The organism is Streptomyces subrutilus, assembly GCF_001746425.1.
Taxonomy (GTDB): Bacteria; Actinomycetota; Actinomycetes; order Streptomycetales; family Streptomycetaceae; genus Streptomyces; species Streptomyces subrutilus_A.
In genome coordinates, this window is sequence record NZ_MEHK01000001.1 from 4,849,518 (window position 1) to 4,862,879 (window position 13,362).

Below are 13,362 nucleotides of genomic sequence, written 5' to 3' on the forward strand. Positions count from 1 at the left end.
CCACCGCCCCCATGTGCCGTCCTTCGCCACAGTGCCCGTCCTCCGCGTTCCGTGCGGGAATTTGTCCACAGGCAAGGCCTATAAGGCATATGAGATGGAGAAATGGTGCGGCCGGGACACCAGCCGCGCATCGATCCGCGCACCGGTCCGCGCCCGGTCCGCGCACCGATCCCACACCGATCACGTTCGAACCCCGGACGTGCGGGACTTCCGCGACGGGTACCGGGTACCGTCGTGGCGTGTCCGCCGACCTCCCGCAGCGCGCCGTCGAAGTCCGCCGGAGCGCGCGCCGCCGCAGGACCGTATCCGCCTACCGCGAGGGTGACCGTACGGTCGTCCTGATCCCTGCCCGGATGTCGGAGGCCGAGGAGCAGCGCTGGGTGGGCGTCATGCTCGACAAACTGGCCGCGCAGGAGAGCAAGCGCACCCTCGGGGACGCGGAACTGACCGAACGCGCCGAGCGTTTGTCCGAGCAGTTCTTCGGCGGCCGGGCCCGTCCCCGCTCCGTCCGCTGGGTCACCAACCAGAACACCCGCTGGGGCTCCTGCACCCCGGCCGAAGGCAGCATCCGGCTCTCGCACCGCCTCCAGGGGATGCCGGAGTACGTCGTCGACTACGTGCTCCTGCACGAGCTGGCGCACCTCCTCGTGCCCGGCCACGGACCGCGCTTCTGGAAGCTGCTGGAGGCCTATCCCCGCACCGAGCGGGCCCGCGGATACCTGGAGGGCGTCGTCGCCGCCGAGCGCCTCCCGAAGGTTCCCGCGTCCCGGGACGAATAGCCGGCCCGCGGGCCGCACCCCACTCGCCCTGTCACACACGGTGATATGTACCGGGTCGGTACCGACTTGGCCGGATGTCGGCCGTTGCCGTTAGCCTGAGCGGCACGCATTCACAGTCGGGATGGGGGACGGTCGTTACGTATGGCAAGGGAATTCCAGCGGGGCCACAAGGCCAAGATCAGTGATCTGACGGCGGGCACCGATCTGTACGTGGGCGTCCAGATCGCCGGGCCCGGGCTCACCTTCGACATCAGCTGCTTCGGCCTCGACGCCGAGGAACGGCTCTCGGACGACCGCTACTTCATCTTCTTCAACCAGCCGAAGTCGCCGGAGGAGTCCATCCAGCAGCTCGGCCCGCAGGCCGGTGACACGGAATCCTTCCGGGTGACCCTGGACCGCGTGCCGTCGTCCATCCACAAGCTGTCCTTCACCGCCACCCTCGACGGCGCCGGCCAGATGTCCCAGATCGGACCGGGCCACATCCGGATCGTGGCGGGCGGCGAAGAGGTCGTCCGGTACGCGTTCAACGGCTCGGAATTCACCACCGAGCGGGCCGTGATGCTCGGCGACTTCTACCTCAAGGACGTATGGCGCTTCGCCGCCGTCGGCCAGGGCTTCGACGGCGGCCTCGACGCGCTGCTCAGGAACTTCGGCGGCGAGGTCGCCGAGGACCAGCCGCAGCAGCAGGCCCCGGCCGCCCAGGCGGGCGCCGCGCCGGGGTTCGCCCCGCCGCCGCAGGCGGCCGCCCCGGCCCCGTCGTTCGGCGCCCCGGCCCCGGCCCCGGCGTTCGGCGCCCCGGCCCCGCCGGCCCCCCCCCCGCAGCCCCCGGCTCCGGCGCCCTCCTTCGGCGCGCCCGTGCCCGCCCCCGCGCCCGCCCCGGCCCCAGCGCCGGCCCCGCAGCCGCAGGCGTACCCGCAGCACACCGCGCCCACCATGGCCGCGCCGTTCGCCCCGCCGGCCCCCGCGCCCTACGGGCAGCCGCCCCAGCAGCCCTCGTACGGCCAGGTACCGCCGCCCGCCCCGGCCCCCGCGCCCTACGGGCAGCAGCCGGGCTACGGCCAGGTCCCGGGCCAGCCGCCGCCCGCCTTCGGGCAGGTCCCCGGGCAGCCGCCCGGCTACGCCCCGCAGGCCGCCGCCCCCGCCGGGGCCGGTCTCGCCGCCGCCCTCCAGCCGTACAAGGAAGCCCCCACGGGCGCCCGCTGGACCCCGCAGAACCAGCAGCTCATGCGCGTCGACCTGTCGATGGGCGGCCAGGCCGTCCTCGCCCGCCAGGGCAGCATGGTCCTCTACCAGGGCAAGGTCGACTTCAGCTACAAGGGAGCCGGCTTCGCGGGCCGCATCGTCGGCAACGCCACCGGCCAGGAGATGCAGCTCATGCGCTGCACCGGCCGCGGGCAGGTCTTCCTCGCCGAGAACGGCGCCCACCTGCACGCCATCGAGCTCCAGGGCGACGGCATCTGCGTCTCCGCCGAGAGCGTCCTCGCCTTCGACGAGTCGCTCCAGCACGAGGTCCGCCGCATCGAAGGCCACGGCATCCCCGGCGGCGCCCTGTTCACCATGCAGTTCCAGGGCACCGGCACGGTGATCGTCAAGACGCACGGCGTTCCGGTCGTGCTGCCGGTCACCCCGACCACCTTCGCGGACAGCAACGCCATCGTGGCATGGTCCGCCGCCTCCCAGGTGATCATTTCCAGCCAGGTCCGGCTCCGGCGCAACGCCTACCCCGGCCACAGCGGGGAGACCGTGAACCTCCAGTTCCGCGGCGCTCCCGGCAACTTCATCGTCGTCCAGCCGTACGAGGTCTGAGGGAGCCCGACATGAACGCAATGAACCAGCAGCTCGCGGGCTTCGCCCCGACCCCCGTCACGGCCCGCATGGAGAACCACGGCCGGGCCATGCTCAAGGTCGCCATGCAGAGCGGGCAGGACCTCTTCGCCCGCACCGGCTCGATGGTGGCCTACGAGGGTTTCGTCCAGTACGAGCCCAACCCGCCGGCCGTGCGCCAGATGGCCTCGCAGTGGGTCACCGGCGAAGGCGCCCCGCTGATGAAGTGCACCGGCGACGGCCTGCTCTACCTCGCCGACTACGGCGCGGACGTGGTCGTCATCAACCTCAACAACGACGCGCTGTCCGTCAACGGCACCAACCTGCTCGCCTTCGACGCCCATCTCCAGTGGGGCGTCGAGCGGGTCAAGGGCATGGCCAAGTTCGCCGGCCAGGGCCTGTTCAACGTGTCGATCTCCGGCACCGGCTGGGTCGCGCTCACCTCGCGCGGCACGCCGATCGTCGTCGACTGCGGCCGCGGCGAGGACGAGACGTACGTCGACCCGGACGCGCTCGTCGCCTGGTCGCCGAATCTCAAGGTCAAGGGCAAGCGCAGCTTCAAGGCCTCGTCGATGATCGGCCGGGGCAGCGGGGAGGCCTACCAGATGGCCTTCTCCGGCCAGGGCATCGTCGTCGTACAGCCCAGCGAGGACAGCACCGACCGGCTCCGGGCCCGGGGCTGAGGGGGAGCGGACACATCATGCAGAGCGCACTTTTCGCCCATGCCGAGGCACAGTCCCAGGACCGGTACACCGTCCAGAACCCGCAGCTGCTGCGGGTCTCGCTGACCGGCTCCGACGACGTGCTCGCCCGCAAGGGCGCCATGGTCGCCTACCAGGGGATCATCGACTTCGACGGGGAGTACCAGAGCAGCGGCCAGCGCAATGCCCGCCGCCGCACCGGCGAGGGCCTCGACCTCATGCGCTGCTCCGGGCAGGGCACGGTCTACCTCGCCAACCTGGCGCAGTACGTGCACGTCGTCGACGTCGACCAGGACGGCCTCACCGTCGACAGCAGCTACGTGCTGGCCCTGGACTCCACCCTGCACACCGAGGTCATCGCGGTGGACAGCCAGTACGGAATCTCCGGGTCCGGCAAGTACCAGCTCAACATCAGCGGCCGCGGCAAGGTCGCCCTGATGACCTCCGGGCAGCCGCTGATGATGCAGGTCACGCCCGACAAGTACGTCAACGCCGACGCGGACGCGATCGTCGCCTGGTCCACCTCGCTGCGGGTGCAGATGCAGGCCCAGACGCACTCCACCGGTGTCTGGCGGCGCCGCGGCAACACCGGCGAGGGCTGGGAGCTGAGCTTCCTCGGCACCGGTTTCGCCCTGGTCCAGCCCAGCGAGGTGCTGCCGCCGCAGAACGCCCAGATCGGACAGGGCGCCGCCGCCCAGTTCGGCATGGGCCAGCACGGCTCGAACGCGCAGAACCAGAACAACGCCTGGAACTAGCCCGCCGGGGCACGGGCACCGGCACGGCGAAGGGGCGGCCCCGCGAGGGACCGCCCCTTCGTCACACCGGGAACACCGGGAACACCGGGCTCACAGCCGCGCCAAGGTCGCTTCCAGCAGCCGTACGACCGAGGTGTCGGCCACCGCCGCCACCTCCTCGTACGGGAACCAGCGCAGGTCCAGCGACTCCTCGCTGATCTCCGCCACCGCCCCGGCCGGGGCCAGCGCCGCGTACTGCACGTCCAGGTGCCAGTTGCAGGGCGCCGGGATCGGATGCCGGTCCAGACGCACCGGGCCGCCGGGCAGCAGGCTCAGCCCGGAGGCGATGCCCGACTCCTCGCGGGCCTCGCGCAGCGCCACGTCCGCGAGGGTGGCGTCACCGGGCTCGCAGTGGCCGCCCATCTGGAGCCACATGCCCAGCTTCTTGTGCAGGGTCAGCAGGACCCGCTCCCGCTCGGGGTCGATCACCAGGGCGCTGCCCGTGACGTGCCCGGCCCGGCAGGGCTTGTAGACCCCGTCCGGATGTGCGGCCAGGTGCTCCAGGTAGACGTCGCGCAGCTCGGGCTGGCCCTCGTAGCCCTTGAGGACGAGGACCGCGTCTTCGTGCAGGCTCACTTCTTCTCGTCGCCGTCCTCGTCGCGCTTCCGGGCGGCCTCGCCGAGCATCTTGTCGATCTCCGAGAAGTCCAGCTGCTCGCGGTGCACGAAGCCGTCCGGGTCGTCCAGGTCGGAGGCCGTCGGCAGCATGTCCGGGTGCTCCCACAGCCCGTCGCGGCCGTCCACCCCGCGTGCGTCGGTGAGCGAGGCCCACAGCCGCGAGGCGTCGCGCAGCCGGCGCGGGCGCAGCTCCAGGCCGATCAGCGTCGCGAAGGTCTGCTCGGCCGGGCCGCCCGAGGCGCGCCGCCGGCGCATGGTCTCGCGCATCGCGTCCGCCGAGGTCAGCCGGGGCGTCGCGGCCGCGTGCACCACCGCGTCGACCCAGCCCTCGACCAGCGCGAGCGCCGTCTCCAGGCGGGCCAGGGCGGCCTTCTGCTCGGGGGGGTCCTGCGGCTGGAACATGCCGCCCTGGAGCGCCTCCTGCAGCTGCTCCGGGTTGGACGGGTCGAGCTGTCCGACCACGTCCTCCAGCTTCGAGGTGTCGACCTTGATGCCGCGTGCGTACCCCTCGACCGCGCCGAACAGGTGCGAGCGCAGCCACGGCACGTGCGCGAAGAGCCGGGCGTGCGCCGCCTCGCGCAGGGCCAGGTAGAGCCGCACCTCGTCCGAGGGCACGCTCAGGTCCTTGCCGAAGGTCTCGATGTTCAGCGGCAGCAGGGCGGCCTTGCCGGCCGGGCCCAGCGGCAGCCCGATGTCGGTGGAGCCGACGACCTCGCCCGCGAGCACGCCCACGGCCTGCCCGATCTGCTGGCCGAACATGGCCCCGCCCATGGAGCGCATCATCCCGAGCAGCGGGCCCGCCATGGCCTGCATCTCCTCGGGGAGCACCCCGCCCATGGCCGCGCCGACCCGCTCGGCGACCGGGTCCACGAGCTCCTTCCACACCGGGAGGGTGGCCTCGACCCACTCGGCGCGGCTCCACGCCACGGCCGTGGTGGCGCCCGAGGGCAGCGAGGTCACGCCGTCCAGCCAGTGGTCGGCGAGCCGCACGGCCTCCTCGACGGCGGACTTCTCGGCGACGCCGACGCTGCTGTCCTTCACCCCGTCCGCCGTGCCCTGGGCGACGGTCTGGCGGGCGATGTCCTTGGCCATGTCCCAGTTCACGGGACCGCCCTCGTAGCTCAGCATCTGGCCGAGCTGCTGGAAGGCCGCACCGAGGTCGTTCGGGTTCATCCCGCCGAACATCGAGGCGAACGGATTGTCCGCACCGCCCGGGCCTCCGGCGCCGCCCGGCAGGCCCATGCCGGGGAACCCGAACGGATTCGGGCCGCCCTGGCCGCCCTGGCCGCCCTTCTTCTTGCCCTCGTCGCCGTTCTCCGGCTCCTCCGGCGGAAGGCCGAATCCGAATGGGGTGTCACTCACGGGTTTCCTCGGCTCGTAGGGCCGCCGGCGGGAGCCGGCGGGCATTGGTCCCGACAACACCACCCAGCGTAGACACCACACCCGCTTCGGGGCTCGGTGCTCCGCCGGCTCCTGGGCTGCGGCAGGATGGACGTCACCTGGTAGGTACGCGTCACGGCGCGTCCCTACTGAAGACAACCGCTGGAGACGCCTGGTGAGTTCCCCGGATCCGCACGCTATGGGCAAACACGGCTCGGACAAGCACGGCCGCACGCCGCACGACGCGGAAATCCGCGCCGAGCACGGCGAGGACGTGCCCGGTGTTCGCCAGCCGCGAAACGAGGACGGACTGCCGCGGCGCAGCCCCGTGATCGCCGTGACCGGCGCCGCGTCGGGCGTCGGCGCGGCCCTGGTGAGCCGGCTGGCCGCCTCCGACGAGGTCAAGCAGGTCGTCGCGATCGACGAGCGGCGCGGGGACTGCGCGGCCGCGCAGTGGCACGTCCTGGACGTACGGGACCCCGCCATCGCCGAGAAGCTGCGCGGCGCGGACGTGGTGGTGCACCTCGCCCTGGACCTGGACCTGGAGACCGACCCGGCGGCCCGCACGGCGTACAACGTGCGCGGCACGCAGACCGTGCTGACCGCCGCCGCGGCCGCCGGGGTCCACCGGGTGGTGCTGTGCACCTCCGCGATGGTCTACGGGGCCCTGCCCGACAACGACATCCCGCTCTCGGAGGACTCCGAGCTGCGGGCCACCGCCGAGGCGACGGGCGTCGGCGACCTGCTGGAGATCGAGCGCCTCGGACGGCGGGCGCCGCGGGCGCACCCCGGCCTGAACGTCACCGTGGTCCGCCCCGCGGTGCTGGTCGGCGGTACGGACACGGCGCTGACCCGGTACTTCGAGTCCCCGCGCCTGCTGGTGGTCGCCGGCTCCCGCCCCACCTGGCAGTTCTGCCACGTGGAGGACCTGGTCAGCGCGCTGGAGTACGCGGCCCTGGAGAAGGTCGAGGGCGAGCTCGCGGTGGGCTGCGAGGGCTGGCTGGAGCAGGAGGAGGTGGAGGAGCTGAGCGGCATCCGCCGCATGGAGCTCCCCTCGGCGGTGGCCCTGGGGGCCGCGGCCCGGCTGCACCGCATCGGCCTGACGCCGTCCCCGGCCGGGGACCTCGCCTACACGATGCACCCGTGGGTGGTCAGCGTCAGCGGGCTGCACGCGGCGGGGTGGCGGCCGCGCTGGACGAACGAGGAGGTGCTGGCCGAGCTCCTCCAGGAGGTCGCGGGACGGCACACCGTCGCCGGGCGCCGGCTGGGACGCAAGGACGCGGCGACCGCGGCCGGGGCCGCGGGGGCGACGGTGGCGCTGCTGGGCGCCGCGGCGGCCGTGCGGAGGGCTCGCAAGAGGCGCGGGATCTGACCCGTCGGCCGGTCGGCTCCCGCCGGGGTGCGGTGCCGTTGCGGGGTGCTGCCCCGGGGCACCGCGCCTCGATCGCCGGCGGGGCTCAAGGATCGGGGCTCCGCCCCCGGACCCCGCGCCTCGAACGCCGGCGGGGCTGGATGGTGGCGGGGCCTGTACGTGCCGGACGGGGCCGGGTTCCAGGGGCTTTCTGTAGGAGGCTCCCAAGGGGCGTCGTGCGGCACGGGTGAATCAGCTATTTCGCCGCGTCAGCGGCTAGGGCACGATGAAGGCATGGCACCGCACTTCGATCACCCCGGCGAGCAGGCCGCGCAGGACCCGGTCCGGCTGCTCGCGATCCGCGACACCCCGCTCTCGATCGACGAGGTCTTCCAGGCCGTCGGCGACGACGCGACGGGCGGCACGACGCTCTTCGTCGGCACGGTGCGCAACCACGACAGCGGGGCGGACGTCGACTCCCTCGGCTACTCCTGCCACCCCACGGCCGAGGCGGAGATGCGCCGGGTCGCCGAGCGGGTCGTGGCCAAGTACCCGGTCCGCGCCCTGGCCGCCGTCCACCGCGTGGGCGACCTGTCCGTGGGCGACCTGGCGGTGGTCGTCGCCGTCTCCTGCCCGCACCGCGGCGAGGCCTTCGAGGCCTGCCGGATGCTGATCGACGACCTCAAGCACGAGGTCCCGATCTGGAAGCACCAGACGTTCTCGGACGGCACCGAGGAGTGGGTCGGCGCCTGCTGAACCCCCGGTCGCGGAATCACCCCCGGAAGGCGGTACCCTCGCACCCGTTCGGCCGCGCAACACGCCCTCGATTTGCGTAACCCCCTCCCGGGCATGAGCGTTGAAGCCACCAACGACATGCACTTAGGGGTAGGGAGGACGGCCCATGGCGTCTCTGGTGTGGTTGCTGATTCCGTTGTTCGCCGCGATAGGCGCGGGCATATGGGGCAGCTGGGCGGCACGCGACCGCACGCAAGGCGACATATCCGAGCTCGCCGGCTACGCGCGGTTCCGCGAGGCCATGGGCAATGCCGAACAGGCCAAGGCGAAGGCACAGGCACACTCCGGCTCCGACGCCGTCTGAGATCCCCCTGAGAGCTCCGCGTACGGCCCCCGTACGGACCGGCCCCAGCGGCCGCCCGCCAGGGCCGTCCCGTACTGTCGGATCCATGCCACGCCGCACTGCGACGATGCTCGCTTCCACCCTCGTGCTGTTCGCGCTGCTCTGCGCAGGAGTGTTCATCCAGGTCCCGTACTCCGAGATGAGCCCCGGCCCCACGGTGAACACGCTCGGGGACTCGCACGGCGAGCCCGTCCTGAACATCTCGGGGCGCAAGACCTACCCCACCAGCGGCCACCTCAACATGACGACCGTCCGCGTCACCGGCGCGGACTACGACATGAACCTGCTGGAAGCGGTGTACGGCTGGCTGGCCGACGACAACATCGTCGTGCCGCACGAGAACCTTTACCCGGACGGCAAGACGGAAGAGCAGTCCACCCAGGAGAACGCCGAGGAGTTCAGCCAGTCGCAGCAGAGCGCCAAGGTGGCGGCTCTCAAGCAGCTCGGCATCCCCGTCTCCGCCCGCGTCATCGTCGCCTCCGTGGTCAAGGCGAGCCCCTCGGAGGGCAAGCTGCACGCCGGCGACGTCATCAAGGCCGTGGACGGCGCCCCCGTCACCGCCCCCGGGGACGTGGCGAAGCTCGTCACCAAGCACCAGCCAGGCGAGCCCGTCGAGTTCACCATCGTGCCCGCAGCCGAGGCGGCCGAGGCGGCGAAGGCGAACCGCGAGGCCACCGGCTCCACCAAGGTCACCATCACGGCGGGCAAGGCCGAGGGCGACGGCCACGCCATCGTCGGCATCCGGGCCGGGACCGACCACACCTTCCCGTTCACGATCGACATCAAGCTCGCCGACGTCGGCGGCCCCAGCGCGGGCCTGATGTTCGCCCTCGGCATCGTCGACAAGCTCACCCCGGACGACCTGACCGGCGGCAAGTTCGTGGCCGGCACCGGCACCATCGACGACACGGGCAAGGTCGGCCCCATCGGCGGCATCCAGATGAAGACCATCGGCGCCCGCCAGGCCGGCGCCGAGTACTTCCTGACGCCCGCCGACAACTGCGCCGCCGCGGCCGCGCACGTGCCCGACGGGCTGACCCTGGTGAAGGTCTCCACCATCGAGGACGCCGCGAAGTCGCTGGAGAAGATCAGCAAGGGGGACACGGCCGGGCTGCCGCAGTGCGGCGCCAAGCCCTGACCCTGCCCCCCCGCGAGTCCGAGGGCTACGAGAACGTCGCCGCCAGGGCCTCCGCCAGTCCGGGCACCAGGCCCCCGCCGGTGAGGACCTCGGTCGAGGAGTCCTTCTCGCGCAGCCGTACGGCCGACTCCCGCGACCCGTCGCGCAGCACGGCCACGGTCAGCCGGACCTCCTGCCGCTCCGGGTGCCCGGCGACCCACTTCGCCAGCTGCTTGTCGCTCAGCCCCTCCGGTACGGAGGCCTCCGCGGACGGCGGCAGCATCAGCCGCTCCACCGTCAGCGCGCAGCCGACGACGGCATCGGGCCAGGCGATGGTGCCCAGGAACTTGTCGAGGGGGGTCCCGGCGGGCAGCTCGTCCTGCTCGATGGGGGTGAAGGAGCTCTTGCCGGCGTCGTCCTGGTCGAGGCCGAGCTGGCCGGCCAGGCGCGGTTCCTGCCGCTTGAGCTTGGCGGTGTCGACGAGGGCGAACAGCCGGGCGGGCTGGTCCCAGCCGAGGCCGGCCGCGTACTCGTCGATCTCGAGACAGGCCCGGGTCAGCGGGCTGGCCGCCATCGGGGTGCCGGGGGAAGGCGAAAGGTTGGACATGGACAACATCCTGCCTCCTTTCCCCCGGATACCGGGAACTGACTAAAGCCTCAGTAAGTTGCATGAGTGGCCTCTACGATCGGGGGCCCCGTTGAATACCAGACTCAGCGACTTTCAGAGGTGTGCACCTTGGCTTTCCAGATGCCGGACCGCGGCGGAGGCCCTTCGGGGCCACGGATGAGAGTCGGCCGCCCGTCCAGGCGAGCCCGCACTCTCCTCATGACCTTGGGCGTGCTGGCCGTCCTGGTCATGCTCTTCATCATGTTCGCGGGCTTCTGGACGGACTGGCTCTGGTTCCGCTCCGTGAAGTACTCCACCGTCTTCACCACCACGCTGTGGACCAAGATCGGCCTCTTCGCCGTCTTCGGCCTGCTGATGGCCGGTGCCGTCGGGTTCAACATCTGGCTGGCGCACCGGCTGCGGCCGCCGCTCAGCGCGATGTCGATGGAGCAGCAGAGCCTCGACCGCTACCGGATGAGCGTCGCCCCGTACAAGAAGTGGCTGCTGCTGGGCATCGCCGTCCTCGTCGGCCTGATCGCGGGCGCCTCGGCGGCCGGCCAGTGGAAGACCTGGCTGATGTACGTGAACGGGGTGCCCTTCGGTCAGAAGGACCCCGAGTTCCACCTGGACGTGTCGTTCTACACCTTCGACCTGCCCTGGTACCGCTTCCTGCTCGGCTTCGGCTTCGCCGCGGTCGTGCTGTCGGTGATCGCCGCGGCCGTCGTGCACTACCTGTACGGCGGACTGCGCGTGACCAGCCCGGGCGCCCGGGCCACCGCCGCGGCCACCGGCCACCTGTCGGTGCTGCTCGGCCTCTTCGTCACGCTCAAGGCGATCGCGTACTGGCTCGACCGGTACGGCCTCGCCGTGAAGTCCAGTGACTTCAAGGCGGCGGACAACTGGACCGGCCTGCGCTATGTCGATGCGAACGCGTACCTCCCGGCGAAGACGATCCTCGTCGCCATCGCCGCGATCTGCGCCGTGCTGTTCTTCGCGACGCTGTGGCGCCGGACCTGGCAGCTGCCCGTCATCGGCTTCGGCCTGATGGTGCTCTCGGCGATCCTGATCGGCGGGCTGTACCCGGCGATCGTGCAGAAGTTCCAGGTCCAGCCGAACGAGCAGGCCAAGGAATCGCCGTACGTCCAGAAGAACATCAAGGCGACGCGCGACGCCTACGGGATCGCCGGCTCCGAGGTCAAGGACTACCCGGGCGTCCCGGCCGCGGGCACGGACAAGAACCAGCTGCGCAAGGCGGCCGACACGACCGCCAGCGTCCGGCTCCTCGACCCGAACATCGTCTCGCCGGCGTTCCAGCAGCTCCAGCAGGTCAAGGGCTACTACGCCTTCCCGTCCACGCTCGCCGTGGACCGGTACGACGGCCAGGACACCGTGATCGGGCTGCGCGAGCTGAACATCGCGGGCATCCCGAAGAACAACTGGATCAACGACCACTTCAAGTACACGCACGGCTACGGCGTGGTCGCGGCCAAGGGCACCACCGTCGGTGACCAGGGCGCTCCCGACTTCACCCAGTCCGACCTGCCCTCCAAGGGGATGTTCGGCACGGACTTCGAGCAGCGGATCTACTACGGCGAGCAGACGAAGCAGTACTCGATCGTCGGCGGACCGCAGAAGGAGCTCGACTACTCGGACGACAAGGGCGAGAAGGAGACGAGCTACACCGGCAAGTCCGGCGTCAGCCTCGACAACCCGATCAACCGGGCGGCGTACGCGCTGAGCTTCAGCGAGCCGCAGATCCTCTATTCGGGGGCCATCGGCGACGGCTCGCGGATCCTGTACAACCGCACGCCCAAGGAGCGCGTCGAGGCCGTCGCCCCGTGGCTGACCATCGACGGCGCCCCGTACCCGGCCGTCGTCGACGGCCGGATCAAGTGGATCGTGGACGCCTACACGACCACCAACGGCTACCCGTACGCCTCGCGCACCACCCTGGGCCAGAGCACCGCGGACTCGCTGACCAACAGCCAGCGCGCGGTCGTGGCGCAGGAGAACCAGGTCAACTACATCCGGAACTCGGTGAAGGCCACCGTCGACGCGTACGACGGCACGGTCGACCTGTACCAGTGGGACACCCAGGACCCGGTCCTGAGGACCTGGATGAAGGCGTTCCCGGGCACGGTCAAGCCCAAGGGCGAGATCTCCAAGCCGCTCATGGACCACCTGCGGTACCCGCAGGACCTGTTCAAGGTCCAGCGCGAGCTGCTGACCCGCTACCACGTCACCGACCCGCAGACCTTCCTCAGCGGCAGTGAGGCCTGGGCCGTCCCCGACGACCCGACCACCAAGGCCGGCACGGCGGTTCCGCCGTACTACCTGTCGATGAAGCTGCCGGGCCAGACGGACAAGGACCAGGTCTTCTCGCTCACCACGACGTTCACGCCGAACGAGCGGGACAACCTGAGCGCCTTCATGGCGGTCAACGCCGATCCGGGCACCCCGGACTACGGCAAGATCAGCCTGCTGAAGCTGCCGACCAGCAAGCCGGTCGACGGCCCCAAGCAGGTCCAGAGCAAGTTCCAGTCCGAACCGAAGATCGCCGAGTCGATCCGCCTGCTGCGCGGCGGTGACTCGGAGGTCGAGTACGGCAACCTGCTCACGGTCCCGCTCGACGGCGGAATGCTCTACGTGGAGCCGGTGTACGTGCGCAGTTCGGGGCTGAAGTACCCGCTGCTGCGCAAGGTGCTGGTGACCTACGGCGGGCAGACCGCGTTCGAGGACACGCTGGAGAAGGCGCTGAACGTGGTCTTCGGGGCCGAGGCCCCGACCACTCCGGTGCCGCCGACCGAGCCCCCGGCCGACGGCACCACGCCGCCGCCGACCACGACGGACCCGACGGTGAAGGCGGCGCTCGCCGACGCCCAGCGGGCCATCGAGGACGCCGAGAAGGCCAGGCAGGCCGGCGACTGGGCGGCCTTCGGCAAGGCGCAGGACGAGATCAAGGCGGCGCTGAAGCGGGCGATCGACGCGGAGGCGAAGCTGACGGCACCCAAGCCGGGAGGCTGACGGTTCGCACCGGTAATGGCTCGGTCCCGC

Annotated in this window: 12 protein-coding genes; 9 read left to right on the forward strand and 3 right to left on the reverse strand. The window is 71.3% G+C overall.

From position 1 onward, the window contains the following. Positions 1-89 precede the first annotated feature (89 nt). From BGK67_RS22970 to BGK67_RS22985, 4 genes are all read left to right on the forward strand, one after another. Positions 90-779 (forward strand): M48 metallopeptidase family protein, encoded by a 690-nt coding sequence (locus BGK67_RS22970; RefSeq protein WP_432215472.1) that lies wholly within the window; start codon positions 90-92, stop codon positions 777-779. Between the two features lie 141 nt (positions 780-920). Continuing rightward, entirely contained in the window at positions 921-2,585 is a 1,665-nt protein-coding gene (locus BGK67_RS22975; protein ID WP_069921849.1) for a TerD family protein, read from the forward strand. 20 nt (positions 2,586-2,605) lie between these two features. After that, positions 2,606-3,286 carry an AIM24 family protein gene (locus tag BGK67_RS22980; RefSeq protein WP_069921850.1) on the forward strand — a complete coding sequence of 227 codons (681 nt, stop codon included), beginning with the start codon at positions 2,606-2,608 and terminating at the stop codon, positions 3,284-3,286. 17 nt (positions 3,287-3,303) lie between these two features. Then, the gene (locus tag BGK67_RS22985; RefSeq protein WP_069921851.1) at positions 3,304-4,059 is read left to right on the forward strand and encodes an AIM24 family protein; all 756 of its coding nucleotides are present in this window, start codon (positions 3,304-3,306) and stop codon (positions 4,057-4,059) included. Positions 4,060-4,149: 90 nt separating this feature from the next. Here BGK67_RS22985 and BGK67_RS22990 read toward each other — a convergent pair whose 3' ends face one another. Both BGK67_RS22990 and BGK67_RS22995 read right to left on the reverse strand, forming a co-directional pair. Then, entirely contained in the window at positions 4,150-4,674 is a 525-nt protein-coding gene (locus tag BGK67_RS22990; protein WP_069921852.1) for an NUDIX hydrolase, read from the reverse strand. Further along, on the reverse strand, positions 4,671-6,077 hold the full coding sequence (locus tag BGK67_RS22995; RefSeq protein ID WP_069921853.1) for a zinc-dependent metalloprotease: 1,407 nt from the start codon (positions 6,075-6,077) through the stop codon (positions 4,671-4,673). The genes BGK67_RS22990 and BGK67_RS22995 overlap by 4 nt, the downstream gene beginning before the upstream one ends. 217 nt (positions 6,078-6,294) lie before the next feature. Here BGK67_RS22995 and BGK67_RS23000 point away from each other — a divergent pair, with 217 nt between their 5' ends. The 4 genes from BGK67_RS23000 (at position 6,295) to BGK67_RS23015 (ending at position 9,722) form a co-directional block, all read left to right on the forward strand. Continuing rightward, complete coding sequence (locus BGK67_RS23000; RefSeq protein WP_107488842.1) at positions 6,295-7,467, forward strand: SDR family oxidoreductase; 1,173 nt, start codon at positions 6,295-6,297, stop codon at positions 7,465-7,467. Positions 7,468-7,740: 273 nt separating this feature from the next. Further along, the gene (locus BGK67_RS23005; RefSeq protein ID WP_069921854.1) at positions 7,741-8,202 is read left to right on the forward strand and encodes a molybdenum cofactor biosynthesis protein MoaE; all 462 of its coding nucleotides are present in this window, start codon (positions 7,741-7,743) and stop codon (positions 8,200-8,202) included. A 145-nt stretch (positions 8,203-8,347) separates the two neighbouring features. Continuing rightward, the gene (locus BGK67_RS23010; protein ID WP_069921855.1) at positions 8,348-8,545 is read left to right on the forward strand and encodes a hypothetical protein; all 198 of its coding nucleotides are present in this window, start codon (positions 8,348-8,350) and stop codon (positions 8,543-8,545) included. An 85-nt stretch (positions 8,546-8,630) separates the two neighbouring features. Then, complete coding sequence (locus BGK67_RS23015; RefSeq protein ID WP_069921856.1) at positions 8,631-9,722, forward strand: YlbL family protein; 1,092 nt, start codon at positions 8,631-8,633, stop codon at positions 9,720-9,722. Between the two features lie 25 nt (positions 9,723-9,747). Here BGK67_RS23015 and BGK67_RS23020 read toward each other — a convergent pair whose 3' ends face one another. Further along, entirely contained in the window at positions 9,748-10,317 is a 570-nt protein-coding gene (locus tag BGK67_RS23020; protein ID WP_208948735.1) for a PPA1309 family protein, read from the reverse strand. A gap of 132 nt (positions 10,318-10,449) precedes the next feature. On the opposite strand from BGK67_RS23020, the gene BGK67_RS23025 reads away from it, so the two are divergent. Further along, entirely contained in the window at positions 10,450-13,332 is a 2,883-nt protein-coding gene (locus BGK67_RS23025) for a UPF0182 family membrane protein (protein WP_069921858.1), read from the forward strand. The last annotated feature ends 30 nt before the right edge of the window (positions 13,333-13,362 follow it).

What these genes read in the sequence shown, in the direction of transcription:
- BGK67_RS22975 (WP_069921849.1), top strand. Translation starts at nt 921, where the DNA reads ATGGCAAGGGAATTCCAGCGGGGCCACAAGGCCAAGATCAGTGATCTG.
- BGK67_RS23005 (WP_069921854.1), top strand. Translation starts at nt 7,741, where the DNA reads ATGGCACCGCACTTCGATCACCCCGGCGAGCAGGCCGCGCAGGACCCG.
- BGK67_RS23025 (WP_069921858.1), top strand. Translation starts at nt 10,450, where the DNA reads ATGCCGGACCGCGGCGGAGGCCCTTCGGGGCCACGGATGAGAGTCGGC.
- BGK67_RS22980 (WP_069921850.1), top strand. Translation starts at nt 2,606, where the DNA reads ATGAACCAGCAGCTCGCGGGCTTCGCCCCGACCCCCGTCACGGCCCGC.
- BGK67_RS23020 (WP_208948735.1), bottom strand. Translation starts at nt 10,317, where the DNA reads ATGTTGTCCATGTCCAACCTTTCGCCTTCCCCCGGCACCCCGATGGCG.
- BGK67_RS22985 (WP_069921851.1), top strand. Translation starts at nt 3,304, where the DNA reads ATGCAGAGCGCACTTTTCGCCCATGCCGAGGCACAGTCCCAGGACCGG.
- BGK67_RS23010 (WP_069921855.1), top strand. Translation starts at nt 8,348, where the DNA reads ATGGCGTCTCTGGTGTGGTTGCTGATTCCGTTGTTCGCCGCGATAGGC.
- BGK67_RS23015 (WP_069921856.1), top strand. Translation starts at nt 8,631, where the DNA reads ATGCCACGCCGCACTGCGACGATGCTCGCTTCCACCCTCGTGCTGTTC.
- BGK67_RS22970 (WP_432215472.1), top strand. Translation starts at nt 90, where the DNA reads ATGAGATGGAGAAATGGTGCGGCCGGGACACCAGCCGCGCATCGATCC.
- BGK67_RS23000 (WP_107488842.1), top strand. Translation starts at nt 6,295, where the DNA reads ATGGGCAAACACGGCTCGGACAAGCACGGCCGCACGCCGCACGACGCG.